The sequence below is a fragment of the Corynebacterium dentalis genome (assembly GCF_900232865.1).
GTDB classification, from domain to species: domain Bacteria; phylum Actinomycetota; class Actinomycetes; order Mycobacteriales; family Mycobacteriaceae; genus Corynebacterium; species Corynebacterium dentalis.
In genome coordinates, this window is sequence record NZ_OCTS01000008.1 from 59185 (window position 1) to 84976 (window position 25792).

18 protein-coding genes are annotated in these 25792 nt (G+C 60.2%); 13 read left to right on the top strand and 5 right to left on the bottom strand.

Going from position 1 to position 25792, the window contains the following annotated elements; translation table 11 throughout:
• Window positions 1-3: 3 nt before the first annotated feature.
• Window positions 4-312 carry a PilN family protein gene (locus CS919_RS09795; protein WP_099299304.1) on the bottom strand — a complete coding sequence of 103 codons (309 nt, stop codon included), beginning with the start codon at window positions 310-312 and terminating at the stop codon, window positions 4-6.
• Between the two features lie 373 nt (window positions 313-685).
• Between CS919_RS09795 and CS919_RS09800 the strand changes: the two genes are divergently transcribed.
• From CS919_RS09800 to CS919_RS09825, 6 genes are all read left to right on the top strand, one after another.
• Entirely contained in the window at window positions 686-1390 is a 705-nt protein-coding gene (locus CS919_RS09800) for a DNA-3-methyladenine glycosylase I (protein WP_099299305.1), read from the top strand.
• Between the two features lie 352 nt (window positions 1391-1742).
• Window positions 1743-6332 carry a glutamate synthase large subunit gene (gene gltB, locus CS919_RS09805; protein ID WP_099299306.1) on the top strand — a complete coding sequence of 1530 codons (4590 nt, stop codon included), beginning with the start codon at window positions 1743-1745 and terminating at the stop codon, window positions 6330-6332.
• Window positions 6332-7870 (top strand): glutamate synthase subunit beta, encoded by a 1539-nt coding sequence (locus CS919_RS09810; protein WP_099299307.1) that lies wholly within the window; start codon window positions 6332-6334, stop codon window positions 7868-7870. Before gltB ends, CS919_RS09810 begins: the two co-directional genes overlap by 1 nt.
• 117 nt (window positions 7871-7987) lie before the next feature.
• Entirely contained in the window at window positions 7988-8680 is a 693-nt protein-coding gene (locus tag CS919_RS09815; RefSeq protein WP_099299308.1) for a LysE family translocator, read from the top strand.
• 65 nt (window positions 8681-8745) lie between these two features.
• The gene (locus CS919_RS09820) at window positions 8746-9081 is read left to right on the top strand and encodes an RNA-binding S4 domain-containing protein (protein ID WP_099299309.1); all 336 of its coding nucleotides are present in this window, start codon (window positions 8746-8748) and stop codon (window positions 9079-9081) included.
• Window positions 9081-9899: a VOC family protein gene (locus tag CS919_RS09825; RefSeq protein ID WP_099299310.1), complete on the top strand. Its 819-nt coding sequence runs from the start codon at window positions 9081-9083 to the stop codon at window positions 9897-9899. Before CS919_RS09820 ends, CS919_RS09825 begins: the two co-directional genes overlap by 1 nt.
• 74 nt (window positions 9900-9973) lie before the next feature.
• Here CS919_RS09825 and CS919_RS09830 read toward each other — a convergent pair whose 3' ends face one another.
• Window positions 9974-12046 (bottom strand): M13 family metallopeptidase, encoded by a 2073-nt coding sequence (locus CS919_RS09830; RefSeq protein ID WP_099299326.1) that lies wholly within the window; start codon window positions 12044-12046, stop codon window positions 9974-9976.
• A 60-nt stretch (window positions 12047-12106) separates the two neighbouring features.
• Between CS919_RS09830 and CS919_RS09835 the strand changes: the two genes are divergently transcribed.
• From CS919_RS09835 to CS919_RS09845, 3 genes are all read left to right on the top strand, one after another.
• Window positions 12107-12871 carry a hypothetical protein gene (locus CS919_RS09835; RefSeq protein WP_143341789.1) on the top strand — a complete coding sequence of 255 codons (765 nt, stop codon included), beginning with the start codon at window positions 12107-12109 and terminating at the stop codon, window positions 12869-12871.
• Complete coding sequence (locus CS919_RS09840) at window positions 12864-13826, top strand: PrsW family intramembrane metalloprotease (RefSeq protein WP_099299312.1); 963 nt, start codon at window positions 12864-12866, stop codon at window positions 13824-13826. Before CS919_RS09835 ends, CS919_RS09840 begins: the two co-directional genes overlap by 8 nt.
• A 168-nt stretch (window positions 13827-13994) precedes the next feature.
• Window positions 13995-15323 (top strand): glycoside hydrolase family 25 protein, encoded by a 1329-nt coding sequence (locus tag CS919_RS09845; protein ID WP_099299313.1) that lies wholly within the window; start codon window positions 13995-13997, stop codon window positions 15321-15323.
• A 307-nt stretch (window positions 15324-15630) separates the two neighbouring features.
• Here the strand turns inward: CS919_RS09845 and CS919_RS09850 are convergent, their stop codons facing one another.
• Genes CS919_RS09850 through CS919_RS09860 form a run of 3 tightly spaced genes read right to left on the bottom strand, consistent with a single transcriptional unit; the run spans window position 15631 to window position 22812 of the window.
• The gene (locus CS919_RS09850) at window positions 15631-19266 is read right to left on the bottom strand and encodes an arabinosyltransferase domain-containing protein (RefSeq protein WP_099299314.1); all 3636 of its coding nucleotides are present in this window, start codon (window positions 19264-19266) and stop codon (window positions 15631-15633) included.
• A 60-nt stretch (window positions 19267-19326) separates the two neighbouring features.
• Entirely contained in the window at window positions 19327-21396 is a 2070-nt protein-coding gene (locus tag CS919_RS09855; protein WP_099299315.1) for a galactan 5-O-arabinofuranosyltransferase, read from the bottom strand.
• Between the two features lie 48 nt (window positions 21397-21444).
• Window positions 21445-22812 carry an NYN domain-containing protein gene (locus CS919_RS09860; RefSeq protein WP_099299316.1) on the bottom strand — a complete coding sequence of 456 codons (1368 nt, stop codon included), beginning with the start codon at window positions 22810-22812 and terminating at the stop codon, window positions 21445-21447.
• Window positions 22813-23003: 191 nt separating this feature from the next.
• Between CS919_RS09860 and CS919_RS09865 the strand changes: the two genes are divergently transcribed.
• From CS919_RS09865 to CS919_RS09880, 4 genes are all read left to right on the top strand, one after another.
• Window positions 23004-23378, top strand: coding sequence for a GntR family transcriptional regulator (locus tag CS919_RS09865; protein ID WP_099299317.1), 375 nt, complete (start codon window positions 23004-23006; stop codon window positions 23376-23378).
• Window positions 23379-23465: 87 nt separating this feature from the next.
• A complete protein-coding gene (locus CS919_RS09870; protein ID WP_099299318.1) occupies window positions 23466-24008 on the top strand; it encodes an ATP-binding cassette domain-containing protein in 543 nt (180 codons plus the stop codon).
• A 130-nt stretch (window positions 24009-24138) separates the two neighbouring features.
• The gene (locus CS919_RS09875; RefSeq protein ID WP_143341790.1) at window positions 24139-24459 is read left to right on the top strand and encodes a hypothetical protein; all 321 of its coding nucleotides are present in this window, start codon (window positions 24139-24141) and stop codon (window positions 24457-24459) included.
• Between the two features lie 39 nt (window positions 24460-24498).
• The gene (locus CS919_RS09880; protein WP_099299320.1) at window positions 24499-25404 is read left to right on the top strand and encodes a hypothetical protein; all 906 of its coding nucleotides are present in this window, start codon (window positions 24499-24501) and stop codon (window positions 25402-25404) included.
• Window positions 25405-25792 lie beyond the last annotated feature (388 nt).

Sequence of the window (25792 nt, forward strand, 5' to 3'; positions counted from 1 at the left end):
AGTTTAGAGCTCGGGGAATAGCTCAGAATAGCCGTCCAATTGCCCCAGGCTCGGCGAGTGGTAGTAGCTGATAAGCCAGTAGACCAGCAGGACGACGGCCGTGGTGGCGATGGCGAAAATCAGCAGCATCCGCAGGGCGAAGGTCACGCTACGAGGCTTGCGTTCCTCTTCGTCCACGGGCAGTTCGGCGGCCTGGTGGGGCAGTTCTGCAAAAGGATCCGAGGATTTCACTGGGGTGCCGTCTGGGTTGAGGAATCCGCCGCGCTCTGGGGTGGTGGCGCGGAAGGTCCCTGTGTCCTGGGTTTTCTGCACGGGGAGCCTCCTTCCTGCGTGTTTGTCCGCCGGGATAATTGGCGGTGCTGAGTCCATATAACTCGAATGGAGAAAGAGCTTAGGGTTTTGTCAGCAACATTAGCAGCTGGCCGGGACATAAAAATTGTCTGTTTGCCTACGGGCAGGGCTCTTTTTGTGGGCCGCCGGGAGGTTTTCCACAGAGGGCGTCGGCTGGGGATAAATTCCCTGTCCGACGATCACGTCCGGATAGGTCGTCCTGCTGAATTTGTACGGTGTGGGGGCTTCGCACGAGGCAACGGGAAACGACTTCCCACTAGCTGGTGCCAGCAGGCGAAACTGCAGAACCGCAGACGCGCAACCGTAGATACAAGGACAGGGTAGAAACGTGACTATGACTCAGGAAGAAAACAAGGCCTCTGCACAGCCATCCGTTGAGGTGGAGGTGCAGGCAACGGACGAGGTCACCCCGGGCGGACAGACCGTGGGTACCGACGGGGTAGCCCGCCCAGCGTGGGCATACCGCAGCCCGTTGAACTTCAACTATTACGAGCGCGAGTGGGGCCGCAAAGTCATTACGGAACACGGTCTGTTCGAAAGGATGTGCTTGGAGGGGTTTCAGTCCGGTCTCTCGTGGGCCACCATCCTGGCCAAGCGCCCCGCCTTCCGTGATGTGTTTTTTCTTTTCGACGCCACCCGTATTCAGGCAATGTCTCAGCAACAACGTGATGATGCTCTTGCTGATGCTCGATTGGTTCGCAATCAGCAGAAGCATGCGGCGATCTATCAGAATGCAGAAGCCACGATTGCGTTACGTGATGATCCTGATCTGCAAAAACTCCCTAAAGATTCGCCGGCGAGGGATGTGCTGGGCGGAGTGGCGAAGATGCTGGCTCCTGGCCTGCCTGTGTTGTTGTGGTCCTTTACTCCTGCCCACCAGGAACAGCCGCGCCATGTCAATGACATTCCCACTACCTGTGATGAGGCAAAGGCTATGGCCAAGGAACTCAAGCGCCGAGGTTTTACCTTTGTGGGGCCCGTCACCTGTTATGCGCTGATGCAGGCAATCGGGATGGTGGACGATCACGTGGCGGAATAGAGCTGATGAATCGGCTTACTGAATGCCTTTGTGTTTCGAGTGCATTAACAAAGGGCAACGTTCCGGTAACGAGCCGTGATGATTATGAAAATGTGCTTAAAATAAGACATCTCCCCAGTTGGACGACTCTCAGCACAAAAGGGTTCCATTTAAGCGTGTAACTTAGGTCTGCCTTATTTTGTGTAGGTGGGGGAGTTGCGGAACTGTATAAAAAAACCACCTTGTGACATGTGATAGAGGCTTCACCATGTACCCCGGGAGATGGCCATCACATTCGCAACAAGGAGTTGCCCACCCCGCAACTGCGCAAGCTTGTGACGATTTTGAAGTGACGAATAGAAGGCCACAAAACATGACGAACTACCCTCCACGCCAGGGTCTGTACGATCCACAGTTTGAACACGATGCGTGTGGTGTTGCTTTCGTGGCGGATGCCCACGGACGCGCTTCCCGCGACATTGTGGAAAAGGGCATTCAGGCACTCGTGAATCTGGACCACCGCGGTGCAGCCGGTGCGGAAAAGAACACGGGCGACGGCGCAGGCATCCTGATTCAGGTGCCTGATCGCTTCTACCGCGAAGAAATGTCCAAGCTTGGCGTCGAACTGCCAGCGGCTGGCGAATACGCCACGGGCATTGCATTCCTGCCGAACGCCCGCATGGCCGCCCTGGAGGCTATGCGTGACGTGGAGACCATCGTTAAGGAAGAGGGAATGACTTTCCTCGGCTGGCGCGAGGTTCCCGTGGACGATTCCTCCCTGGGTGCTATGGCTCGCGACGCAGAGCCAATCTTCTTCCAGCTGTTCATCGCTGGTGAGGATTCCGAGGGCAACGCTCTGTCCGGACTCGAACTTGACCGTGCTGCATGGTTCGTCCGCAAGCGTGCCGAGCGCGAGCTGGGTAATAAGGGTGCCGGCGAAGGTGCAGGCAGCGAGACTGTTTACTTCCCATCCCTGTCTGCGCGCACCGTCGTATACAAGGGCATGCTGACCACGCCTCAGCTGCGTGACTTCTACCTGGACCTGCAGGATGACCGCGTGGAGTCTGCGCTGGCCATCGTGCACTCCCGCTTCTCCACGAACACCTTCCCATCGTGGCCGTTGGCTCACCCATACCGCATGCTGGCACACAACGGTGAGATCAATACCGTGCGCGGCAACGAGAACTGGATGCGCGCACGCGAGTCTCAGATCAACTCTGAGGTTCTCGGAGACCTCTCCCGCGTACTGCCTATCTGTAACCCAGACGGCTCCGATACCGGCCGCTTCGACGAAGCCCTAGAGCTGCTGCACCTGGGTGGACGTTCCCTGCCGCACGCCGTGCTGATGATGGTTCCGCAGGCTTGGGAGCGCAACGAAAACCTGGACCCTGAGGTCCGCGGATTCTACGAGTACCACTCTTCCCTCATGGAGCCATGGGACGGCCCAGCCGCGCTGGCCTTCACAGACGGCACCTTGATCGGCTCTGTACTGGACCGCAACGGCCTGCGCCCCGGACGCATCACCATCACCCGCGATGGCCTGATCGTTATGGGCTCTGAGACCGGTGTGCTGGACATTCCAGATGCAGACATCGTGCAGCGCACCCGCGTCGAGCCCGGCCACATGTTCCTCGTGGACACTTCCCAGGGCAAGATCTACAGCGATACTGAGGTCAAGGCACTCCTGGTCGCTGAGCCGTACAAGCAGTGGGTTGAAGAAAACCTGGTGCGCTCCAACGAACTGCCTGCCGGTGAAGGCGTGGCCATGAACCACGACCGCATCGTGCTGCGCCAGCGCGTGTTCGGCTACACCGAAGAAGAAGTCGAAAGCCTCATCCGCCCAATGGCTATCACCGGTGCGGAAGCCACCGGTTCCATGGGTACGGATACGCCAATCGCAGCACTGTCCAACCGCCCACGGATGCTGTACGACTACTTCGCACAGCGCTTCGCTCAGGTGACCAACCCTCCACTGGACTCTCTCCGCGAGAAGATGGTGACCTCTCTGTTCACCCAGCTGGGTGCCCAGGGCGACGTACTCAGCCCTACTCCGCAGGCTGCACACCGCATCCACTTGGACAGCCCAGTGCTCTCCAACGAGGATCTGGCCAAGCTGGAAAACGCTGGCGAAGACGAGAAGTACAGCGCCTTCCAGGCAGCTCGTATCTCTGGCCTGTACCCAGTTGCTCACGGTGGACGCGGTATGACCGAGGCCCTGGAGCGCATTCGTCGCGAAGTCTCTCAGGCAATCGCCGATGGCAAGACGCTGATCATCCTTACCGACCGTGAGTCGGATGAGCGTAACGCTCCAATCCCATCGCTGCTGCTCACTTCCGCAGTGCACCACCAGCTGGTTCGGGAAAAGACCCGCACCCAGGCTTCTCTGATCATCGAGTCCGGCGATGCCCGCGAGGTGCACCACCTGGCCATGCTGATCACCTTCGGCGCAGATGCCGTCAACCCTTACATGGCGCTCATGTCCATCGACGAGCTGTCCAACCAGGGTCGCTTGGGCGATGTCACCGCAGAGGAGGGCCGCAAGAACTTCCTGCACGCCGCTGGCTACTCCATCCTGAAGATCATGTCCAAGATGGGTATCTCCACAGTCAGCAGCTACCGCGGTTCCCAGTTGGTGGATATCACCGGCCTGCACCAGAGCCTGCTGGACGAGTACTTCACCGGCGCTTTCGCTCCAATCTCCGGTATGGGAATCGACGAGATCGCCAACGATGTTGCCGAGCGTCACCGCTTTGCATTCTTGCCTCGTCCAGAGGAAGCAGCACACCGCGATCTTTTGGTTGGCGGCGAGTACAAGTGGCGTCGTGAAGGCGAGTACCACCTGTTCAACCCAGAGACCGTCTTCAAGCTGCAGCACGCTACCCGCTCCGGCCAGTACCGAATCTTCAAGGAGTACACCAGCAAGGTCGACGATCAGTCTCGTCGCCTGGCAACGCTGCGCGGACTCTTCGAATTCAAGTCCAACCGCAAGCCGATCTCCATCGACGAGGTGGAGCCAGTTAGTGAGATCGTGAAGCGATTCGCTACCGGCGCAATGTCCTACGGTTCCATCTCTGCCGAGGCTCACCAGACCCTCGCAATCGCGATGAACCGCCTGCAGGGCATGTCCAACTCTGGCGAGGGCGGTGAGGATCCAGACCGTTTCGAGCGCGATGAGAACGGCGATTGGCGTCGCTCTGCCATCAAGCAGGTGGCATCCGGACGCTTCGGCGTGACCAGCCTCTACCTGAATAACTGCACGGATATTCAGATCAAGATGGCCCAGGGTGCAAAGCCCGGCGAAGGTGGACAGCTGCCTCCGCACAAGGTCTACCCATGGATCGCTGAAGTCCGCGTGACCACCCCAGGTGTGGGTCTGATTTCTCCTCCACCGCACCACGACATCTACTCGATCGAGGACTTGGCTCAGCTGATCCACGATCTGAAGAACGCCAACCCGGATGCACGCATCCACGTCAAGCTCGTGTCCGAGCAGGGTGTGGGCACCGTGGCGGCAGGTGTGTCCAAGGCACACGCTGACGTGGTTCTGATCTCCGGTCATGACGGCGGCACCGGTGCCTCCCCACTGACCTCCCTGAAGCACGCTGGTGGACCATGGGAGCTCGGCCTGGCTGAGACCCAGCAGACGTTGCTGCTCAACGGCTTGCGTGACCGCATCACCGTGCAGTGTGATGGCCAGCTCAAGACCGGCCGTGACGTGGTTATCGCCGCGCTGCTCGGTGCAGAGGAGTTCGGTTTCGCAACCGCTCCGCTGGTGGTCTCCGGCTGCATCATGATGCGCGTCTGCCACCTGGATACCTGCCCCGTGGGCGTGGCAACCCAGAACCCCGCACTGCGCAAGAAGTACACCGGTCAGGCAGACCACGTGGTCAACTTCTTCAAGTTCATCGCAGAAGAGGTTCGCGAGTACCTCGCAGAGCTCGGCTTCCGCAGCATCGAAGAGGCAGTTGGTCACTCCGAGGTGCTGGCACAGGGCGAGATGGATATCGAGCACAAGTCCGCACCAAAGCTGGACCTGTCTCCGATCTTCGCGCAGCCTGATAGCCCATTCATGCACCAGGACCTGCACTGCACCAAGACTCAGGATCACTCCCTGGACAAGGCGCTGGACAACCAGATCCGCAAGGATGCAGAGGACGTTATTCGCCGTGCAGCCGCGGGTGAGGACGTGTCCATCAGCCTCGATTACCCAATCTCTAACGTCAACCGCACGGTCGGCACCATGACGGGATCCATGATCTCTCGTGTGGCTGGCCGCGACGGACTGCCAGCAGATACCGTGCAGCTGAACTTCAAGGGTTCGGCCGGTAACTCCTTCGGTGCGTTCGTACCAGCAGGTATGACTCTGACCCTGACCGGCGATGCCAACGACTACGTCGGCAAGGGCCTGTCCGGTGGTCGGATCATCATCCAGGCTCCATCGGATGACGGAGTGGAAGACCTGCAGAGCGATATCATCGCCGGCAACGTGCTGGGCTTTGGTGGTGTCTCGGGCGAGATGTTCATCCGCGGTTCCGTGGGCGAGCGCTTCTGTGTCCGTAACTCGGGCGTGACCGCAGTTGTTGAAGGAATCGGCAACCACGGTTGTGAGTACATGACCGGCGGCCGTGTACTGGTGCTGGGTAAGGTTGGCTTGAACTTCGCAGCCGGTATGTCCGGCGGCATTGCCTACCTGCTTGACGATGGCTCGGGCGTGGAAAACCGCATCAACACCGAACTCGTTGACATTGAAAAGATCACCGACGATGAAGAACTGGCATGGCTCGAAGAGACCATCGCCACTCACAAGCGTCTGACCGGATCCACCGTGGAAGTTGATCCTTCCCAGCTGATCAAGGTCATGCCAAGCGATTACGCCCGGGTTCTCGCCGCCATCGAGCGCGCCGAAGCCGAGGGCCTGGATAAGGACGGCATCGCCGCCGCAATCATGGAGGAAGTGAAGTAATGGCTGATCCGCACGGCTTTCAGAAGTACGCTCGCGCTGCAGCTGAGCACCGCCCAGTCCCACTGCGCCTGCTGGACTGGAAGGAAGTCTACGAAGACTTCTCCGATGACAAGGTCCAGGTTCAGGCCACCCGCTGTATGGACTGTGGCATCCCGTTCTGCCATGACGGCTGCCCACTCGGCAACCTGATCCCAGAGTGGAATGACCTGGTCCGCCAGGGTCGTTGGAAGGAGGCGTACGACCGCCTCCACGCCACCAATAACTTCCCGGAGTTCACCGGACGTTTGTGCCCCGCTCCGTGCGAGGGTGCATGTGTGCTGGGCATTGGCGACGATCCAGTGAACATCAAGACTGTGGAGCTCACCATCGTCGAGCATGCCTACGACGAGGGCTGGATTGTTCCCATCAAGCCAACCTTCAAGACCGGCCAGTCCGTGGCAGTGGTTGGCTCCGGTCCAGCAGGCATGGCAGCAGCACAGCAGCTGACCCGCGCAGGACACGATGTCACTCTGTTCGAGCGTGCCGACCGCGTCGGTGGCCTCATGCGCTACGGCGTTCCTGAGTTCAAGATGCAGAAGGAATGGATCGACCGCCGTATCGAGCAGATGGAAGCAGAAGGAACCAAGTTCCAGCTGAACACCTCTCCAACCGGCGAAGATCTCAAGAACTTCGACGCAGTGGTTCTGGCTATCGGTTCCACCGTGGGACGCGACCTGCCAGTAGACGGACGCGAGCTGGACGGCGTGCACCAGGCCATGGAGTACCTGCCACTGGCTAACCGCGTGGGCTACGGCGATACCGATACCACCCCAATCGATGCCAAGGGCAAGCACGTCGTCATCATCGGCGGCGGTGATACCGGTACGGACTGCTACGGCACCGCACTGCGCCAGGGCGCGAAGTCCGTGCACCAGTTCGACATCGGCCCGAAGCCGCCAGAGAGCCGTGCAGAGTCCACCCCGTGGCCAACCTATCCACTGAAGATGCGCCTGGCCTCCGCCCACGAAGAAGGCGATTACTCCATCACCGGCGAGGAGCCAGCTGAGCTCGTAGAAAAGCTCGGCCTCGGGGATCGCGAAAAGGGCACCGTGCTTGGCAAGCGTGGCTGGTCCATCAACACCGTGGAGCTGACCGGCGAAAACGGTCAGGTCACCGGCCTGAAGGGCGCTGAGTGCCGCTTCGGCGAAAAGGGCCTGGAGAACATCGAAGGCACCGACTTCGAAATGAAGGCGGACCTCGTCCTGCTGGCCATGGGCTTCGTCTCCGTCGAGCGCACCCCAGTAGTGGCTGACCTGGACCTGGACGTTGACCAGCGCGGCCGCTTGGTGCGCGACGAGACCTTCCGTGCCACCGCCAACTCCGACGAGTTCCGCGACACCCCAGTGTTCGTCGCAGGCGACGCCGGCCGCGGACAGTCCCTGATCGTTTGGGGCATCGCCGAAGGTCGCGCCGTAGCAGCCGAGGTTGACCGCGCATTGATGGGAGACACCGCACTGCCTCGTCCGATCAACCCAACGGACGTCGCACTGCGCGCATAACCCCACGCGCGCCACTAGCCAGGGCATCTCGCCCCGGGAAGTACCCCGCGCACGAAAATTAAGGGCACCTCCGATCTGTCGCAGGTGCCCTTGTTCGTGCCTTGTAAAGTACCCAACATGACCATCGCCGCCTACCTCGGACTGCTCGGCACCTGGATCGCCGCCATCACCACACCCGGCCCAGACACCGTGCAGATCATCCGACTCGGCTCCCGATCCAGACACCTCGCCGTTTGGGCAGCCGTCGGCATATGCACCGGCAACATCCTCTGGCCGATCGTCACCATGGCAGGCCTGTCCGCACTCATCGCCGCCTTCCCCTGGATCCTCGCGGTCCTCTACCTCGCCGGCGGACTCTTCCTCATCCGCATGGGCATCGGCTCCCTCCGCAGCGGATGGGCAGAGCGCCAAGCCGAGCAGAGGGTTTCAGACCCTTCTTCTTCCGACGCAAGTACGGCGAATGACGAGGTTGGCGTCGAAGAAAAACAGACCAACACCGCCACCACCGCATGGCGACTAGGGCTGGCCACCAACCTCTCCAACCCGAAGGCACTCCTGTTCTTTGGCGCAGTGTTCGCACAATTCCTGCCGGTAGGGATCACCATGGCAGAACGCGTGATCGTGTTAGTGATGATGACCGCGGTGGGTCTGGTGTGGTTCTGCGGATTCGCATGGCTGGTTAGCGTGCCACTGTGGGCCAGGAAATTGCAGCAGTTCAACCCCATCATCGAAATGGTAGCCGGCGTGATCTTTGCCCTGCTGGGACTGTTCTTGCTGTTCAACGGCGTGGAAAAGCTACTGCACCTCTAGGGGCCCTGGTAGTTGGGCAAAGACTGAAGCTCGCGCTGTCCTGGCCGTGACCTAGACTGGCACACATGCAGATTCAGGACGTTTCCATCAAGGACTCGGAAATCCGGCTCGGGCAGTTCATTAAGCTCGCGAACTTCGTGGAGACCGGTGGACTGGCCAAGGAAGTCATCGCCAACGGCGCAGTCACCGTCAATGGTGAGATCGACACTCGTCGCGGCAAAGTGCTGCGCCCCGGCGATGAAGTGGGCTTGATTGATCCGGCCTCTGAGGAAATGCTGGCCGTTGCGCGCGTGGTGAACGCGGGCGAGCAGCCGCTAGATGATGACGATGACCTCGGCGAATACTTTGACGAAAGCACCGCCGACGATGACTTTGACCCGGAAAAGTGGAGGAACATGTAATGCCCGCACTCGTAGCTGAACCGGGGATGCCGATCTGGCTGGACCTCGCGACCACTGACCTTGCCGCCGCCCGCGAATTCTATGGCGTGCTCTTCGACTGGGAATTCGAAGAAGAAAACGAGGGCTATGCCGTGGCTAAGCGTTCCGGGATGCCCGTGGCAGGTATCGGTCAGGTTCCGGAAGGGTCCTCCAGCGTCTGGGGCATGCTGTTGTACGCACCCCAGTTGGAGACCGTGCACAACAACGCGGTGAAGGCGGGTGCGACCAGTGCACTGGATCCCCGTGACCTCGGAAAACGCGGCATGATGAGCGTTTTGGTGGATCCCAGCGGAGCCACCGTGGGACTGAAGAAGCCCGCTGATGAGCAAGCCTTCTTCGCTGCCGGTGAGCCCGGAACGCCCGTATGGCACGAGCTCATGGTGGGCAAGAACTGGGACAACGCGCTGAAGTTCTACCACGAGCTGTCCGGCTGGGACATCAAGCAGATGAGCGACACGGAAGAGTTTCGCTACGCCACGGGCGAATGGGAAGGAAACCCGCTGGTCGGACTGTGGGATACCTCCAAGCTGGAAGACCAACCATCAATGTGGACCCTGTACATGGGTGTACTTGATGTAGACAAGGCCGTGGCCCAGGTGGAGACCCTCGGCGGCACCGTGGTGCGCAGCCCATGGGAATCCGAATTCGGGCGGATGCTCACTATTCAGGACCCCACCGGGGCGCTGCTCAACCTCGCTGAAATCCCGGAATACACCCCGGAGATGGACGAAGCGCACGAGCCGGACCTGTTCGCACCGGAAGATTCCCAGCCGAACTAAGCCGAACTTAGGCGAGCTCAAGCTGAGCTCAAGCCCGCGAGCCCAGCAAGCTCACGCCCCCCCGGATCCCGCGTCTACCAAATGGTGACGCGGGATTCCTCGTCCAGCCACATCTCGTCCGTTGGCGCCACATCGAAGGCTTCGTAGAACTCCGCGATGTTGCTGCTGACCACATTGCAACGGAATTCCGCAGGGGAGTGGGGATCGATGGACACGTACTGAATGGCCATCTGCGGGCGGATGGCGGTCTGCCAGATCCGAGCCCATCGCAGGAAGACTCGCTGCAGAGCGGAGTATTCCGTAGTGTCCGGATTGCCATCCGGATCAACCAGACCATCCACCGGCAACTTCGGTGCGGAATCGAAATCCTGGCCCTGATCAGCCAAGTAACGGCGAAGCGCCACCACGGCAATGCCCAGGCCACCGAGGTCGCCAATGTTCTCACCCAGGGTGAACGGACCATTGACGCGGTGATCCTCGATGCCGCGCTGCTTCAACCCTGTGGGGATGAGGCCGTCATATTGGGCGACCAGCTTGTCCGTCAGCTCGGTGAACGCCGCGCGGTCTTCGTCGGTCCACCAGGAGTTGAGGTTGCCGTCGCCGTCGTACTTGGAGCCCTGGTCATCGAAACCGTGACCAATCTCGTGGCCGATGACAGCGCCGATCGCGCCGAAGTTACCGGCCATGTCCGCCTCGGGATCGAAAAACGGCGGACGCAGGATCGCCGCTGGGAAGGTGATGTCATTCTTGACCGGATTGTAGAAGGCGTTGACAGTCTGCGGGGTGGCAAACCACGTCTCGTTGTCGCTGGGCTTGCCCAGTTTATTGACCTCATGAACATGGTTGAACTCGCTGGCCGCGCGCACGTTAGCCATCACGTCCGCGCCCTGTGCGCCGAACTCCAGACCTGCAAAGCTGCGCCACTTATCCGGGTAGCCAATCTTGGCCTGGAACTTCTCCAGCTTCACCAGCGCCTTCTCGCGGGTGGTGGGAGTCATCCACTCCAGCTTCTCAATGCGCTCGCGGTAGGCGGCGATGAGGTAATCCACCAGCGTGAGCATGGTCTGCTTGTGCGAGGGAGGGAAGTGCTCGGACACGAACTTCTTGCCCACTTCTTCACCCACCTGGCCTTCCACCAAGCTCACTCCACGCTTCCACCGCGCGCGCTGCTCGGTGGATCCGCTGAGGGTGCGTCCGTAGAAATCGAAGTTGCGCGTGCCGATGCTCTTGGGCAGTAAACCAGCGCGGGAACGCACCACGCTCCAGTAGGCCCACAGCTTCCAGGTATCCAGGTCTGCGGCGTTGTCACCTGCAGCCATGTCTGCCACGTGTTCGAGGTAGCTCGGCTGGCACACCACCACGGTGGCCCCGCCGTCCGAATTCACGTCCACATGCGTGGCCTCTAGCCATTCTTGGAACGGGAAGCCCGTGGGTAGATCAGCAACGTTCGTGGGGTTGTAGGTCTTTTCCGCATCGCGGCTGGAGACCTGATCCCAGTGCCCCTCGGCCAGACGCTGCTCAAAGTCCATCAGCGCCTGCGCAGCCTCGGCCTCGGAAGACTTAGCAAAACGTCCGGGCCGAGCCTGCTCATTAACCAGCGCAAACATGTCCGAAACTAACTCCACGTATGCCTCGCGCGTCTGCGCGTGCTGCTCTTCGCGGTAGTACGCCTCGTCCGGCAATCCCAGACCCGTCTGCACCAGGTAGGCGCGTTCCACATCGGAACCGGAATCCTTCTCCACCCAGTAACCAGCCACGCCGCCCACGCCGGTGACGTCCAGTTTCCCCAGCACGCGGGCCAACTCGCGGATGTCGGTGGCAGAGCGGATGGGTTCGAGGTCTGCGTCGAGAACAGAAAGACCAGCCTGCTCGATGCCCTCTTCATCCATAAAACTCGAGTACAACGCGCCCACTCGGCCGTTCGGCTCGGTTTCTGCCGCGGCCTCGACGATGGCTCGCACGTCCTCTTCGGCCTGATCGCGCAGCTGGTGGAAGGTGCCATCCACTGCTCGGTCCGCTGGGATCTCGTGGGTGCTCAGCCACTGGCCGTTGACGTGGCGGTAGAGATCCTGAGCCACGCTGACCTGCGCATTTGGCGCCTCGGAGATGTTGTCCGGGAGGGAAGTAGAGTTATTTTCATCAGCCATGCCCACCACATTAGACGGCATGTGGGACAGCTGTCTTGAGCCCCTTTATGCTTAGAGTTTGTGAATCCTCCGTCCCCCTTGCCACCTCACGTGCCACCGCAGCGGCCGCTTCCGTCTCCGCCACTGGGTGCGCGCCGCGATCCCGCCCGGCCCGAGATCATTCGCGCGCCGCATGCCGATCCTTTCGGACAGTTTCGCCCCGCGCCCACCGGCGGCCGACGCACCAGGATCGTTACCGTGGGCATCGTCATTGCGGTGGCCATTGCCTTTGTGGTTCCTTTTATTCTCGACGCCAACCTTGAGCCCTCTGCCGATCGATTTTCTAGCACGGAAGACGTGCTGGAGGAGTACGTGCCTACTGAGGTGCTCTGGCCGCTGACATTCTCTTCCCTGGATCGCTGTGATGAGGTGAGCAATGGCGAATTGATGGTCGCGAACTTTGACTGTCGCAACAGTCAGGTGCGCATCACGGGGCTTGAAGACGTAACGAACCCGCTGCTCAGCACGGTGCGTAGTGCGCAATCGCTGGGGTATGAGCAGGTGGATACGACGGCAGTCAATGTCTTCACAGCTCGGGCACTGCAGATGAATCCGGAGCTGACGAAGGATGCTGAGCTTGATGACATTTACCTAGTTAACCCGATGTACAGCGCCAACCCGCTAGCCAGTGACAAGGACACCAGCTACGTGGTCACGTTCTACCAAGAGCCGCGATCTGAGGTCCACGATGGAGTGTTGGTGACGGTGGAGGTCACCGCGAACACTGCAGATGGGGCGTATCAGGAAACCAAGGACATCGTGAGATCGGCGGCGACCCATGACTAATCAACAGTGGACTCTTACACACACGCCCCTGGCGTTCCACAACAGTTTCCCTCCGCAGGCGCGGCCACGCTTGAGCCTGTTTCACGGAGGCTGGTTCATTACTTATTGGGTGCTGTTCGTTCCGTGTCTCTTGCTGGAATTTGTTCAGTTCGCGATGCTGACCCCATCGGGAGATGACGGCCCGCTGAGCGTTCTGGTGGCGCTCATGCTGGCAGCGGTAGAACTCTTGAGCGCTGGCGGATTGATTATGCTGCTGATGATCGCGCGCGGCACGCCCAAGCGGCTGGTGGCCATGGCTGTGGGATGGGGCGCGGTGATCGCTACGATGACTGCAGCGCTGGTTGTCTCCCCGCCGCTGCTGAGCATTGCGGACAAGCTCGGCTGGCATACTGTCGCGCTCTCCATTGCTGCCGCGGTTCCCGAGGAAGTGCTCAAGGGCCTAGGAATTTGGGGACTTATGATCATCGGGCGGAGCTGGTGGAACCGTCCATGGCACGGGATCGTGGCAGGAATGCTGGTGGGTCTGGGCTTCGAGGCGATAGAAAATGCCATGTATGCGCTCAAGCTCTCTTCGCTGAACCCGGAATCCAGCGTGCACGGTGTGATCGGGATCTACCTGCTTCGCCTAGCGATGGGGCCGCTGCCACACGTGTTGATGTCCGGCTTGGTGGGATATGCCATCGGCAAGGTCCTGTGTGAAGGTCCGGCGATGGGAACTCGGGATCGGGTGCTGACCCTCGTGGGATGCATGGGCATCGCCATGACTGCTCACTTTGCGTGGAATGTTCAGTTCCCCGCAGAAGCGGAAATGATGGAACTCATCTTTTATCGCGGGATTATCTGGTGCCTGCTGGTGGCCATTGTGGCAACGGTGATTGTGGCGTCGAGAAGAAGACTAAAACCACTGCGACAGGCAGGGTTGGAGCCGGCGGTGACCATCTACCGGCGTCTTTAAACGGGCAAAACGGGCCAATCTGGAAAAAATTTTTCCCCGGGAGCATAGTGAAACTTTTGGCCTAGAGCTGCAATTTTGGCAGAGAAACCATAGGTAATTTTCAAAATGTAAAGCAAGTTGCCAATGTTAAAGCTGTTAATTCTGTGACAGTTGGGTATTGTGTGACTCATGCTTTCACTGCCTTGGCGCCGCTCTGCGCGCACTACCGTCCCCGCCCGCCTGACCGCAGCGGCCCTGCTCGGTTCTGCAGCCACCATCGCAACCCTCGTTGCCACCGACATCGTCCCCGTACCCTCATGGGCGCTCAACGGCGTGGACGTTGCCTCTCACCAGCACCCCGGCAACAGCGCCATCGACTGGACCTCAGTCAAGGCCAGCGGCCAAAACTTCGCCTTCATCAAGGCCACCGAGGGCACCGGCTACATCAACCCCTACTTCACCGCTGACTCCTTCAAGGCTCAGCAAGCAGGAGTAACCCCGGGCAGCTATCACTACGCACGCCCCGGCTACGGCAACGCCCGCGCAGAAGCGGACTACTACGCAGCCACCCTGGCCACCGGCCCACAGCCATCCCTGCCACCAGTGCTGGACCTCGAAGAATCCGGCGGCCTGGATCCCGTATCCCTGCAAAATTGGGTGCGCGACTGGGTAGACCAGATCAAAATCAAGACCGGCCGCACGCCGATCATGTACACGTACTACAACTTCTGGATCAACAATATGGGGAACACCACAGAGTTCTCCGACCTGCCACTATGGCTGGCCTACTACAGCGACAGCCTGCCATCCACGCTCCCAGGCGGATGGACCAACGTGACGTTCTGGCAGTACAGCTCCACCGGACAGGTCAACGGCATCCAGGGCAACGTGGACCTCAACGAGTACTACGGCACCGATGAGCAGCTGCAGCAGCTGGCCGCCGGATCCCCATCCGGCACGATGGTCGGCAACATCTCTGACGCAGTAGAGCCAATCCGCGACGCAGCGGGCAACGAAGCCGAAATCATCAACGGCATCGAGCACGCCACCGGCGTGGACATCCCGCTGACCACCGACTTCCTGATGCTCGTGCTGGGCGTGGCCGGTGGCCGTTTGGAGCCGCAGGTGCTCATCGACCAGGGTCTGGCACAGCTGCAGAGCGGCAACGTCACCGGATCTGTGGAAGCAGCACAGGGAGATAACGCCCTGCCTGCGATCCTGGCGATTGCCAACGCGTTGAAGGAAGTGAACGCTTCCGGCCAACAGGTACCGATCGAGGCGCTCACCGGTCTGGCATCCAGCAACGGCGATATCAACGCAACCCAGCTGCTGGGTATCCTGCAGGCCTTTGGCGGCACGCAGGACTGGAGCGCCAAGCTCAACAACGGCGAAGTTCCAGCCGACCCAACCGCGCTACAGCAGCTTTCCGATGCTGCTAACGGTGTGAACCCAGCACCGGCTGGCACCCCGCTGCCTCCCGAGGCAGTCAACGCGGCACTGGCTACGCTGAACCAGTAATTCGCTTGAAGCTTCCGCCGCTATGTGACGGGTGAGGCGAGGTGAGGGAAGGCGCACACAGTTGGATACTGTGTGCGCCTTCTTTTGTGTGCCCATGTTCCCTGAGTTGCACAACGATCCCCGCGACGGGTGGTGCCCTCTGGGTGCCACGCTGCAAACGCCCCCGCGATCGGTGTACCCCACAACAGCAAACGCCCCTGCAACCGGTACCGGTCGCAGGGGCGCATGTTGCTGAGCCGAGGGGAGTGGGGCGCGGGGCGCGTGAGCCCGGGCACCCGGCCCGTGACTGCCGCACCCGGCCCAGCTGCTACTTGCTGCTGGTGATCTTCATCGGGCCAGGGTAATACGTACCCAACTCTGTGGTTTCCGATTCCTCGATCTCCGCAGGCTTCGGCAGGGTGCCATCACCAGCGGGCTGGGTCTCAAGGGTGTCCAGCACACCCCAGTCGCGCTGCCAATCATTTTCCAGATACGTCGGCAGCTCGGTTGCGTTGACCGTCATCTCTGTCAGTCCCACAGAGCCGCCACCGTAGTAATCCATCACGGGGCTGTGCGCCCGGCGTGCCTCGTGATCAGGGGAAATGCGGAAGGCAGGAACCTCAGCCACGCCCAAGCGGTGATCGTAGCTGCGCTGACAAGGGAACTGGAATGCAGCAGACCAGTCCAGAAGTCCAGGCTGCTCGGAACCAATGACCTCGTTCAGGCTCTTCAGCTCCGGCGCGCGAGGAGGAGTAAATGCCAACCACTGGTCCGGAGTCAGGTTCGTATCCACCGCGCGGATACGAATGACATCCGCATCGGCAGGCACAACCTCACGAGGGATACGCATATTGCGCCACTCCGGAGCGGTGCCAATGTCCAGCGGCTGGTACTCGCCGATCCACTCGTAATCATCCGCATTACCGGAGCCTGCAGCTTCCTTGTCGTCTGCATCAGCCGAACCGGAATCCGCACCACCGCCGTCAGTACCAGCCTCAGCAGAAGCATCCTTCTTCCGCCCGAACTCCACCTTCAGCTCCTGGCCGTACTGGAACACCCCATTCATATCGGTATGCGCCACCTCGCCCGCAGCAGAGAACGTAATCAATGGACGCTGCTCACTGAGCTCCGGAATCTCAAACCACTGGCTTGTGGTGTACGCCGGCAACTGCAAACCTTCCGTGAACGAACCAAGCACGGGGACGCGCTGGTTATCCAACTGGAAAGGAAGCTGTGCGTACGAGCCGTTGATACCGCGCTCGTTGGACACGCCACCCGTGGTGCCAGAATCATCGGCGTCGGCCTGCTGGGATTTTTGCGTCGAATCGCCAGAATCATTGTTCGCAGACCCGGACGAACCACTGCTACCCGCACCCGCCGTGGACGAAGCGCCAGTGGAGCTATCAGACGTAGAGCCACTGGAATCGCTGTTCTGGTACGCAGACTGCGAGGTCACAGACGTCTGCGGCGTGGAAGACGACTCGTCCGTTGTGGTGCCCGGATCAATCCGTGTCGGAATGTTATTCGGACGGAACCCACGAGCACCCGCCGTGGTCAAAGAATCCTTCAACTCGCCACCACCGGCAACGGACAAGAAGGAATCATTCGTGTTGGATTCCACCATCACGTCATTAGCCATCTGGCAACTATTGCCAGTCAGAGCCACCAGGTTGCCCTTGCCCACCGAATACGCAGGCCACTGAGACACAAAGCCCTTGGCCAGCGAAGCCATGGAAAAGACCACCACAATCGCCGTCAAAATAGCCATCGGAGCAGCCGCCATGCCCTCGAACTTCAACAGGCGACGAACCTCCTGCTGCTGGATCTCCTCCTGCTCCGAACGCGACTGAGCCCGGGCATTGCGGATATCGGACAAGTAGCCCACCAGCACGCCCCAGACCAGCACAGCCAAGGAAATGACCAGCATCATCGTGGAAGCCTCAATGCCAGCCACCTGAATGGTCTTATCCCACCACGGAACGCCGTAGCTGGAGATGTACCACCAGCCGTTCGTGCCGGCCAGAGCCAGCGCGAAGAGCATGAGAGTAGCGCCGATGAACAGGACGCGGTTGCGTCGAGAAGAAAGAGAGAAATGGGAAGCAGCCACCGCGGCCAAAGCCATCAACGCAGCACCCACACCGGCGTACACACCAAAGTGGTGCGTCCACTTCGTAGGCGTGAACACCATGAAGAACATCGTGCCCACGATCACCAACATCAGGCGGCTGGACGGCCCCTTCGCCGCACCCGGCACCTTGCCGTTGCGCAACGTGGAGGCAATAACCACACCGAAGGCGAACAGCAGCATCAAGATGGTGAAGCGGCGGGGGAACGAGCCATCCACCGTCGGCTCCAGCAGAGCCGTGTAGCGCAGGTACTCCTCGTACCAAGGGATCGATGGACCCACAGCGCTGCGGACAGAGGTCGCCTCCAACACGGTCCGCAGAGTCTGATCGCCAAAAACGCCCACCAAAATCGCCGTACCAGCAGCCAAGAACGGCGCGATCTGCGCCAACAAAGCCACCGCGATCGTGCCCTTGGACGAACCCTTACCGGCGCCCAGAGCAGGCAGACGACGAATCGCGATGCGAATAATCGCACCCAAAGAAACCAACAGCGCGGCCACAGCCATCAGGCCAGTCGGGCCAGCACCCAGCGCCAACGTGGCGATGATCGTACCAATCGCTGCAGGAAGCAGGCGGTGTGTAGCGATAGCTCGCTCGAAGGATACCCACGCCAGCAAGGAAGCCAGAGCAATGATCGGCTCCGGGCGGGTGCCGTTGTTGTAGGTCATCCAGAACACCAAGAACAGCGCGGCCATGGACCAGCGGGCCACAGCGCGACGATTGATCTTGGCGCCCAGGCGCGGCAGCACTTCGCGGGACAGGATCATCCACGTAATGAAGCCAGCCAACAGCGCCGGCAAGCGCATCCAGATGGACGCAGTGGAGACCTTGGCCATCAGCGCCAGCAAGTCATAGAACGGGAAGCCAATCGGCGATTCCGGCACACCGAACCAGCGGTAGTAATTGGCCATGTAACCGGAGTGCTCAGATACCCGCGCCATGGTCAGGATGTAGCCGTCATCTGCAGTGTTGGCACCGATGAAGTACCAGCCCACCAGGAACAGACCCACCACCGCGTCAATCGGACGCAGCTTCCACCAACCGCGGGGCAGGAAGCGTCCGCCGCGGTGCCCATCGAGGGAATCGATGCGATGCAAGGCGAACAGGGAGATCACCATCATGATCAGGCCCAGCGCCATCGCGATCAGCTTCAGTGAAGTGGGGCTGGAGGAGAAGCGAGAATCCACGGTGATGGATGCGCGCAGCCCTGCCTCTTGTGCCTGCTGGGTGGTTTCTGGATTGTTAACCATCTCCGAGTAGATGCCCGTGACCATCGGCCGGATGTCATCGGCGATGGCGCCTTCGTATGGTGCGCCATCTTCGTTGGTCTCATCGGGGATCCAGGCCCGGAACAGCTCGCTATCTGCGGTGATGTGCAGTGTCGCGTCCGGTCCGAGCTCGTCCACCTGCTCCTTGGTCAGAGTCAACGGCACCACGTTGCGCACCACGACATCCAGTCCATCCGTGGTGGAGCGCACGAACATGCCGCGCAGGGTGGCCTCTTCGCTGTTCTCCGGAACGGTGGACAGCGCCGTGGTCTCGCCAGGATTCAGGTTCCGGATCTCTTCGACCGGCAGCTCCAGGTCCATCTTCTCCGGCATGTAGGAGATCAGGGGAGCGGTCACACTGGTCAGGTCATTGCCCTGCGGCCAGGTGAACTCGGAATGTTCCTGCTTTACGGGCAGAACGGGGGTCAGACAAAACAGGATGAAACCCAGTACGCCGGTAATGATGGCGAGGGCTTTGAGCCGGGCAACTGAGCGCCCCGGAGGTGACGGTTGGTCCGTGACCTTCGCGGCGGAGTTGCTGTCCTGAGTCTTTTGTTGCGGTTTTGTCACAAGGGGGCATTCTACGGCACAAGGCTGCGAACCTGAGAACCCTGTGAGCTGTGTTACGGGCTAAGCGTCTGTGCGCAGAGCAACCACAAATGGCCCTACCTGATGCAGTTCCCAACCGTCTGCGAATGCACTGGCCTGGAAGTTCACCGTGCGGAATCGGACGTTCGGGTTGCTGGGGTAGATGTCATCGGCGATCTGGTAGCTGAAGGTGCCATCGCCAGGGCCCGTGACCTTGGGGAGGTCGTGGAGTGGGTCGGCGGCGGAATCTTCCTGTTCTGAGTTCTCTTCCTTCGGGTCTTGTTTCTCGACGTCAAGCTGCCCGCGCAGTACCAGTGCGTCCGGTGCCTGCCAGCCGTTGTCTCGTTCTGCGGCATCCATGGCATCGCGCAGTTCTTGCGGGTCATCGATGGTGGTCCAGGCTTCAATGGCCTGGTTTCTACGCTCGAATTCGCCCAGCGGGTTGGAATAGTGCGCAGTGATGGCCTGGTAGCCGTGATACGGGTAGTAGGACATGAAGTTTTTCTCGTCCGTCAGGACGATGGTTCCCGCTTGCGAGCCAGTGTGACCGCTGATCAGCTGGTCAATCGTTGCGTAGTACTGCGTGGCATCTGCGGGCATGCGGTCGCCACGCACGGCATCGCCATCGGTATCCGTGTAGGCAGCATCGAGGCTATCGCGGACGTGATTGGTGGTGGTAGTGACAAAGTGCACGCAGGTGGCGGCCAGGAATACTGCCATCACGCCGGTGATGACCTTGGTGTTTGCGGTGAGCATCTGTTGCGGATAGAAGCGTTTGAGGCCTTGGATCCGCAGCTCCGCTAGAGCGAGCACCGCGGAGACGCTGAGGATCAGCGCGATGGGCAGCCACACGCGGAACGCCAGCAGGGTGGTTCCGAAAATGGTGGCCAGCAGGGAGAGGAAGACCCATCCGTAGCAGACCGCCAGGCCCACGGCCATGGAGTGCACGTCTGCGTCGCGGAAGCGCGCGATGATCCAGATGATGGCGATGGCACCCAGCAGGAACAGCGTGATGTTATCGAAAAACGGCATGGGGATTTCCGTGCCGTCCTTCGGCAGGTAGTGCTGCGCCTTGCTGGGGCCGTGCGGTTGAGTGAGCATGGCCCAGAGGTATGGCCCCCAGCCGATGGCCGCGATGGCCAGCGAGCTCACGCCAATCACGATCAGCCGCCAGATGGGCTTCCATGACTTATCCACCAGCGCCACTACAAACGCCATGATGACGATCGTCAGTGCAGAAATACCCGTGAATAGCGTGTACAGATTTGCGGATAGTCCCAGGTAAATGATGTTTCCGGCGATCGCCGCTTTGCCGCCTTCGAGCGCGCGCCGGGACATGAGGAACGCCGCCGGCATGCCGATGGCCACGATCGCCGCGTACGGCTCATCCGGGGCCTGGCGCACCATGATGGCCGTGGTCGTCAGAGTGATAGCCAGAGCCACGGCAAGTGACCCGGTCAGCCGTTGCCACACGGGAACCAGCATGGCGCTGGCCACGGCGAGAGTAATCAGCGCCCACGGCTTAAACGCGGCCCATCCTGCTAGGCCGGTGAGCTTGGCGAAGGCACCACCGGAGAAGAACCACAGCCCGGGGTAGAAGCTGGGCATATCGATATAGGCCATATCGTGCCAGCCCAGCTGGTCTGTCATGCGCGTGAGGAACTGCGTGCGGAACCCCTGGTCTACGCTGGTTCCCTCGAGGTAGAGACGCGTGGCGGCCAGTGGAATGGCCAAGGTGGTGATCACCAGCGCCGCTGGAGCGAGGTAGGCGATCAGATGCGTGACCAGTCGCATCCACCGCGGCAAAGGTTGACCTTTCGGCGGGTGCAGCCACAGCCACGTGGTCAGTGCCGCCACCGCAATGACCGCTGTGGTCCCAGCCGTGGAGATAGCCCGCAGCACGAAGCTGTTGTTATAGGAAGGCCACTGCACGCTGCCGAGCACAAACCATGCCACCAGCGTCATCGCTGCAGCTAGAGCGCCCGCAACTGCCATGCGCAGCAGCGTTTGTTGCAACGTGAGGGTATCCGTCACGTAGACCTTGTCCAGCCCCTTGCGCGGGGAGTGGTGTTCGGTCTGTTCGGTTGGTTTCGTGACGGGGCTCGCGCTCATGAGTTACATCTTGGCATATGGCCGAGACACCGCCTGTGAACCGAATCTTTAGCGACGCAGCATGATGCTGCGGATTCCTGCGTGGAACCCATCGCGCAGGCCCACTCGCTGTGCCTCTGTGAGCGTGTATTCGTGCAGCGTCTCGCACGCGAACTGCAGCAGTGGGCGGTCGATCTCCGGTGGCAGCCCGCCTCCGGAAAGCAGATGTGCGCTGTCCTTTTGCTCTTCGGTGGCGCCGTTGTCATACCACCACACCGCGTACTGCTGTCCGATGTCCAGCGGGCTCTGTTCGCCCGAGCTGGCCCATACTTCGTTGGGCAGTGGCACGTATCGGCTGCGCAGTTTGCGGTGGCGTGCCATCATGCCGGGGTTTGGCCGCGGCATCGTCCCTGGTGTGGGTACCTGTGTTGTTTTCGACGCCAACCCCGTCTCGTCCGCAGCGCTCTCCGAGTCTGCAGTTTTGTCTGCTGCAGGTTGTTCCGGCTGGGCAGTTTCCTGAGCTGCTGAGTCTGGCTCTGCGGATTCCGGCCGGGAAGCGCTTTCTTGGGTATAGGCCTCTTGCGGGGTGACTTCCCTCGCAGCAGATTCGCCGGTTACCGACGCGTCAGCAGCAGGCTGACCAGCGGCATCGTCGCTCGGAGCGGCGGGATCCGCCGCCGCGTTCGCCGCAGCCTTGGCGGAATCCGTCAGGGAAGGGCCGGAAGCGGAACTGTCAGAAGTGGCGTCGGACGAAGAAGAAACCTCAGCCGCCACGGACGTCCCGGTGGTGGCGACGGGGATGGGGGAGAGACCGGGTTCTTCGGGCTGTTCGGCATCGCCGAGGGGGCGCTCGATCTCTGCGGAGGGGCTGACCGTTGGTTGGACGGGGCCTTCGAGAACTTGCAGGCGCATGGTGTCTCGGAAGTCCTCGCGCGGGTCGAGGATGGTGGTGGTATCGCAGGCGAAGCGCAAGGCACTGGACATGGAATCCCAACCGAAGCCGTAGAGGTGAACGCGCACACCGGCATTGACGGCCTCTTCCACGCCGGGGAGCATGTCCGCATCGCCGGAGACCAGGATGATGTCGCTGACGTGGCCCTTCATGGCCGTGAGAACCATGTCAGCGACCAGGCGGGTATCCACGGCCTTCTGGGTGCGCCTATCGCCCCACTCGATCAGCTGACCGGCGCGCAGTTGCACGCCCGGCTCGCTGCGCAGGGAACGTTGGTAGCGGTGCGGGCCCGAATCCGGGATGCCGTCATACCAGTACTGCCTATGGATTTGCTGCTTGAGCTGCTCAGATCCCATCCTTCCGAGCACCGAAACGACCTCAGGGAGGTCAATCTCCAGTTGGGCGCGGGCGCCCGTGTCCCACGAGTTGTAGAAGCTGGCTAGAAGGTAGGAGGTATCGACGAAGATAAGTGTGCGTTCCAGCATGGTTGGTCATTGTCCGTTTCGTTTCGCATAGATTTTCCGAGTTTTCTATGCCTTCTAGCATGCCTGAAAACTTCGTTGTACGGTTGGTTACGCAAGCAACCAACCAACTAGCCTCATCTTCAACAACACTGCGCATCGCTCCATGGCGCACCACTGATGAACCAGCACCGCACACACAAAAGGAGGGTCACATGGATGAAGCCGCAGTGCCGCTATTCCAGCAAGTGGCCGATCTCATCGCCGATGCCATCGTCGATGGATCCCTCCCCGAAGGCGAACGAGCGCCGTCCACCAACGAGCTCGCCACCTTTCACCACATCAACCCCGCCACCGCCCGCAAAGGCCTGGCGTTGCTGGTGGAACAGGGCGTGCTCAGCAAACGGCGAGGCGTGGGCATGTTCGTCGAATCCGGCGCCAAGGACATCATCGTCACCATGCGAACCAACAGCTTCGCCCATAACTACGTGGTGCCTCTCATCGACGAGGCCGCCAAGTTGGGCATCAACCGAGACGACCTGATCACCCTCATCAGACAAGTCGCCGAAAGTCGAGGACTGTACGAATGAATTCTCTCCCTGCACACTCCTATGAACTCCGCCAGGTTACGCGCCACTTCGGAGGTCCAATCAAGCGAGCGCTGACCAGCGGAACTCCTGCCCCTTGATGGCGCCACGGCGACCCTACCGGGCGGTCGCGTGTACGGACTGATTGGCCGCAACGGCGCTGGTAAGACAACGTTGCTGCGTGCGATGGCCGGGCGTGTGCGCGTGAAGGGCAAGCTTCTGGTGGACGGGCAGCCGGTCTGGGACAACCCGGAGGAGCTGGATCGCATCATTTTGGCTGGTCCGGACGTGCCGTGGCCTACCGAGGTCAAGGTCAAGAAGTTGCTGTCCGTGGCCGCCGTGGATGCGCAATTGGGCAGGTTGGGTTGTGGTCCTTCTTCTCTTCTTTCCGACGCCACTTCCGCCGGCCTCCGCCGAGTCACCCTGGATCTGGCTGTGGCGGCCTCTGGTTCGTCAGTCTCAGCCGGATATTTGAGCGACATGCTCGAGGGCACGGGCGTGCGGATGCACCTTGCGGACTTGGAGCAGGCGGTACTTGCGCTTACTGGCCGCGACATTCACTCCACCCAGGCGCAGGTAGACGAGGCGCGCGGGAGCGAAATGTACGTGAGCGAGGTGACGGGCAATGACTAACGCTGCTTCTGTTTCCTCTGTTCATTCCGCTGTGCGCGGTGACCGCAGTGACTAGGCACAAGCTGGCTCACGAGGGCTTCCCTGGGCAACCGTGATGAAGTTGGTGCTATATCAGGTTAAGCACGAGGGCATGTTCTACATGGCGTTCTGGCCGGTGTTTATTTGGCTTTTCACTTGGTCGGGTGAAAAACCTTCAGTTTTTGCCATGTTCTGCACGTGCATGATCTTGGGAATTCTGCCGATGATTCCGGGATGGGAGCCACAGTGGTTGCGTGCGCTGTCTTTGAGCTCCAGTGACATACGCCGAGTGACACTGGGCGTGCTGTTCGCCGGGATCGCGTGGGCACAGATCCTGCTGTGGTTCGGCGTAGTCATGTTCGTTGGGCTGGACAGTTTTATTGGTATTGCCATGATCCTGGGGGTCAGTGCCTTCAACGCGGTTGAAATCTAAACCCACCTGCGTAGAACGCGTCCCGAGAGAAGCGAGGTGGTGGATAGTAAGGCGACGGGCAACGCTGAACCAGCGCAGGATCCAGATCAGCGAGTGGTTGCCGGTGCGGCTCGGCAGCAGCAGACAGGTACTAAGAAAAATTGGATCCAACGGCTGCCAGGTTTTGGCACACAGTGGAGTGATCTGGCCGACCGAGGTGACGCAGAAGATTCCCTCATCGATCAAAGAATGCGACTTGGTACTCGCCGAATCGGGAGTATCGCGATAATTACTGTGGTCATCTTGGCCTCTGTGGCGCTCGCACGTTCAGGCGAATTGCAGGCGAGTTTGGGCATCCTATTCTTCGGTGCCGTCATGATGCTTTCCGCGGTCGCTGCCGGATTAGGAGAGATGCTGAAACATTGGGTGATCTTCGGAGGTAGCCGGCGGGCGTGGTTTAAGAAAGTTGCACTTGGTACTGCGTTGCGAATGCTGGTCATTATCCCTATCTATGCAGTGGGACTGGGCATCTGGTTTAAGTTCCAGCAGCGCACCGAAGTACCCGATGCGGTGAAAATATTCGGTAGTTCTACCGCTGGGCTCATTGCAACACTGGTTTTGAGTGGCTGTGCAGTCGCTGCTGCGTATTGGGCGACTCTGGTGATCTTGACCGGCATGAACGCGCGCTTTAGTGGTTGGCAGAGCTTTGTAGCAATGATGGGAACCTATACCGCCGTCACCGGTCTGTTGGTGCTCATTAACGTGAGAGCGATGGGAGGGCTCACTGACATGATCCAGAGTTTCGAAAGTCCCTATATGGAACCGCTCGCACACTACGGACCGTTGGCGCTCGTAACTGTGGTGCTGATGCTTATCGGATACGAAGTCACGCGAAAGCTTGTGCTGAAGTACGACGTAGGCAATGCAGGCATCTACAAGGCCCTGGGAATGCAAAAACCATCTTGACCTGCGGGGTTGTGTTCGTTCGGGGTGGTGTGTAGATTTATTCAAGTCAGCGCGACCGACACCGCCACTGCGAGTCAGTGGTTGGCAGGACAACAGGCCCTGACAAATCCCTTTTCTTTCACAGTCTGATCTTTTTCAGCGTTGTCTCCGAGAGCGCGTGGAAGATAAAGAGTTCACGAAGGTTTTGCTTTTCAGTAACTTTGTGGATAGACTCGGAAATCCGTCACAGCGACCAGCACACTTTGAGTGTGTGAGTGTTGGTGTGTGCATATGATGTTTGAGAACTCAATAGCGTGATGAACCAAGTTATTTTTTGGATTCCACAGTGCCGTGCTGTCACATTCTGGTGATGGTCGGTATCACGGATAACCGATTGACAAACGCAACG

Coding starts and splice junctions, on each gene's coding strand:
- CS919_RS09800 (WP_099299305.1), top strand. CDS start 686: ATGACTCAGGAAGAAAACAAGGCCTCTGCACAGCCATCCGTTGAGGTG.
- gltB (WP_099299306.1), top strand. CDS start 1,743: ATGACGAACTACCCTCCACGCCAGGGTCTGTACGATCCACAGTTTGAA.
- CS919_RS09810 (WP_099299307.1), top strand. CDS start 6,332: ATGGCTGATCCGCACGGCTTTCAGAAGTACGCTCGCGCTGCAGCTGAG.
- CS919_RS09815 (WP_099299308.1), top strand. CDS start 7,988: ATGACCATCGCCGCCTACCTCGGACTGCTCGGCACCTGGATCGCCGCC.
- CS919_RS09820 (WP_099299309.1), top strand. CDS start 8,746: ATGCAGATTCAGGACGTTTCCATCAAGGACTCGGAAATCCGGCTCGGG.
- CS919_RS09825 (WP_099299310.1), top strand. CDS start 9,081: ATGCCCGCACTCGTAGCTGAACCGGGGATGCCGATCTGGCTGGACCTC.
- CS919_RS09830 (WP_099299326.1), bottom strand. CDS start 12,046: ATGGCTGATGAAAATAACTCTACTTCCCTCCCGGACAACATCTCCGAG.
- CS919_RS09840 (WP_099299312.1), top strand. CDS start 12,864: ATGACTAATCAACAGTGGACTCTTACACACACGCCCCTGGCGTTCCAC.
- CS919_RS09845 (WP_099299313.1), top strand. CDS start 13,995: ATGCTTTCACTGCCTTGGCGCCGCTCTGCGCGCACTACCGTCCCCGCC.
- CS919_RS09855 (WP_099299315.1), bottom strand. CDS start 21,396: ATGAGCGCGAGCCCCGTCACGAAACCAACCGAACAGACCGAACACCAC.
- CS919_RS09860 (WP_099299316.1), bottom strand. CDS start 22,812: ATGCTGGAACGCACACTTATCTTCGTCGATACCTCCTACCTTCTAGCC.
- CS919_RS09865 (WP_099299317.1), top strand. CDS start 23,004: ATGGATGAAGCCGCAGTGCCGCTATTCCAGCAAGTGGCCGATCTCATC.
- CS919_RS09875 (WP_143341790.1), top strand. CDS start 24,139: ATGTTCTACATGGCGTTCTGGCCGGTGTTTATTTGGCTTTTCACTTGG.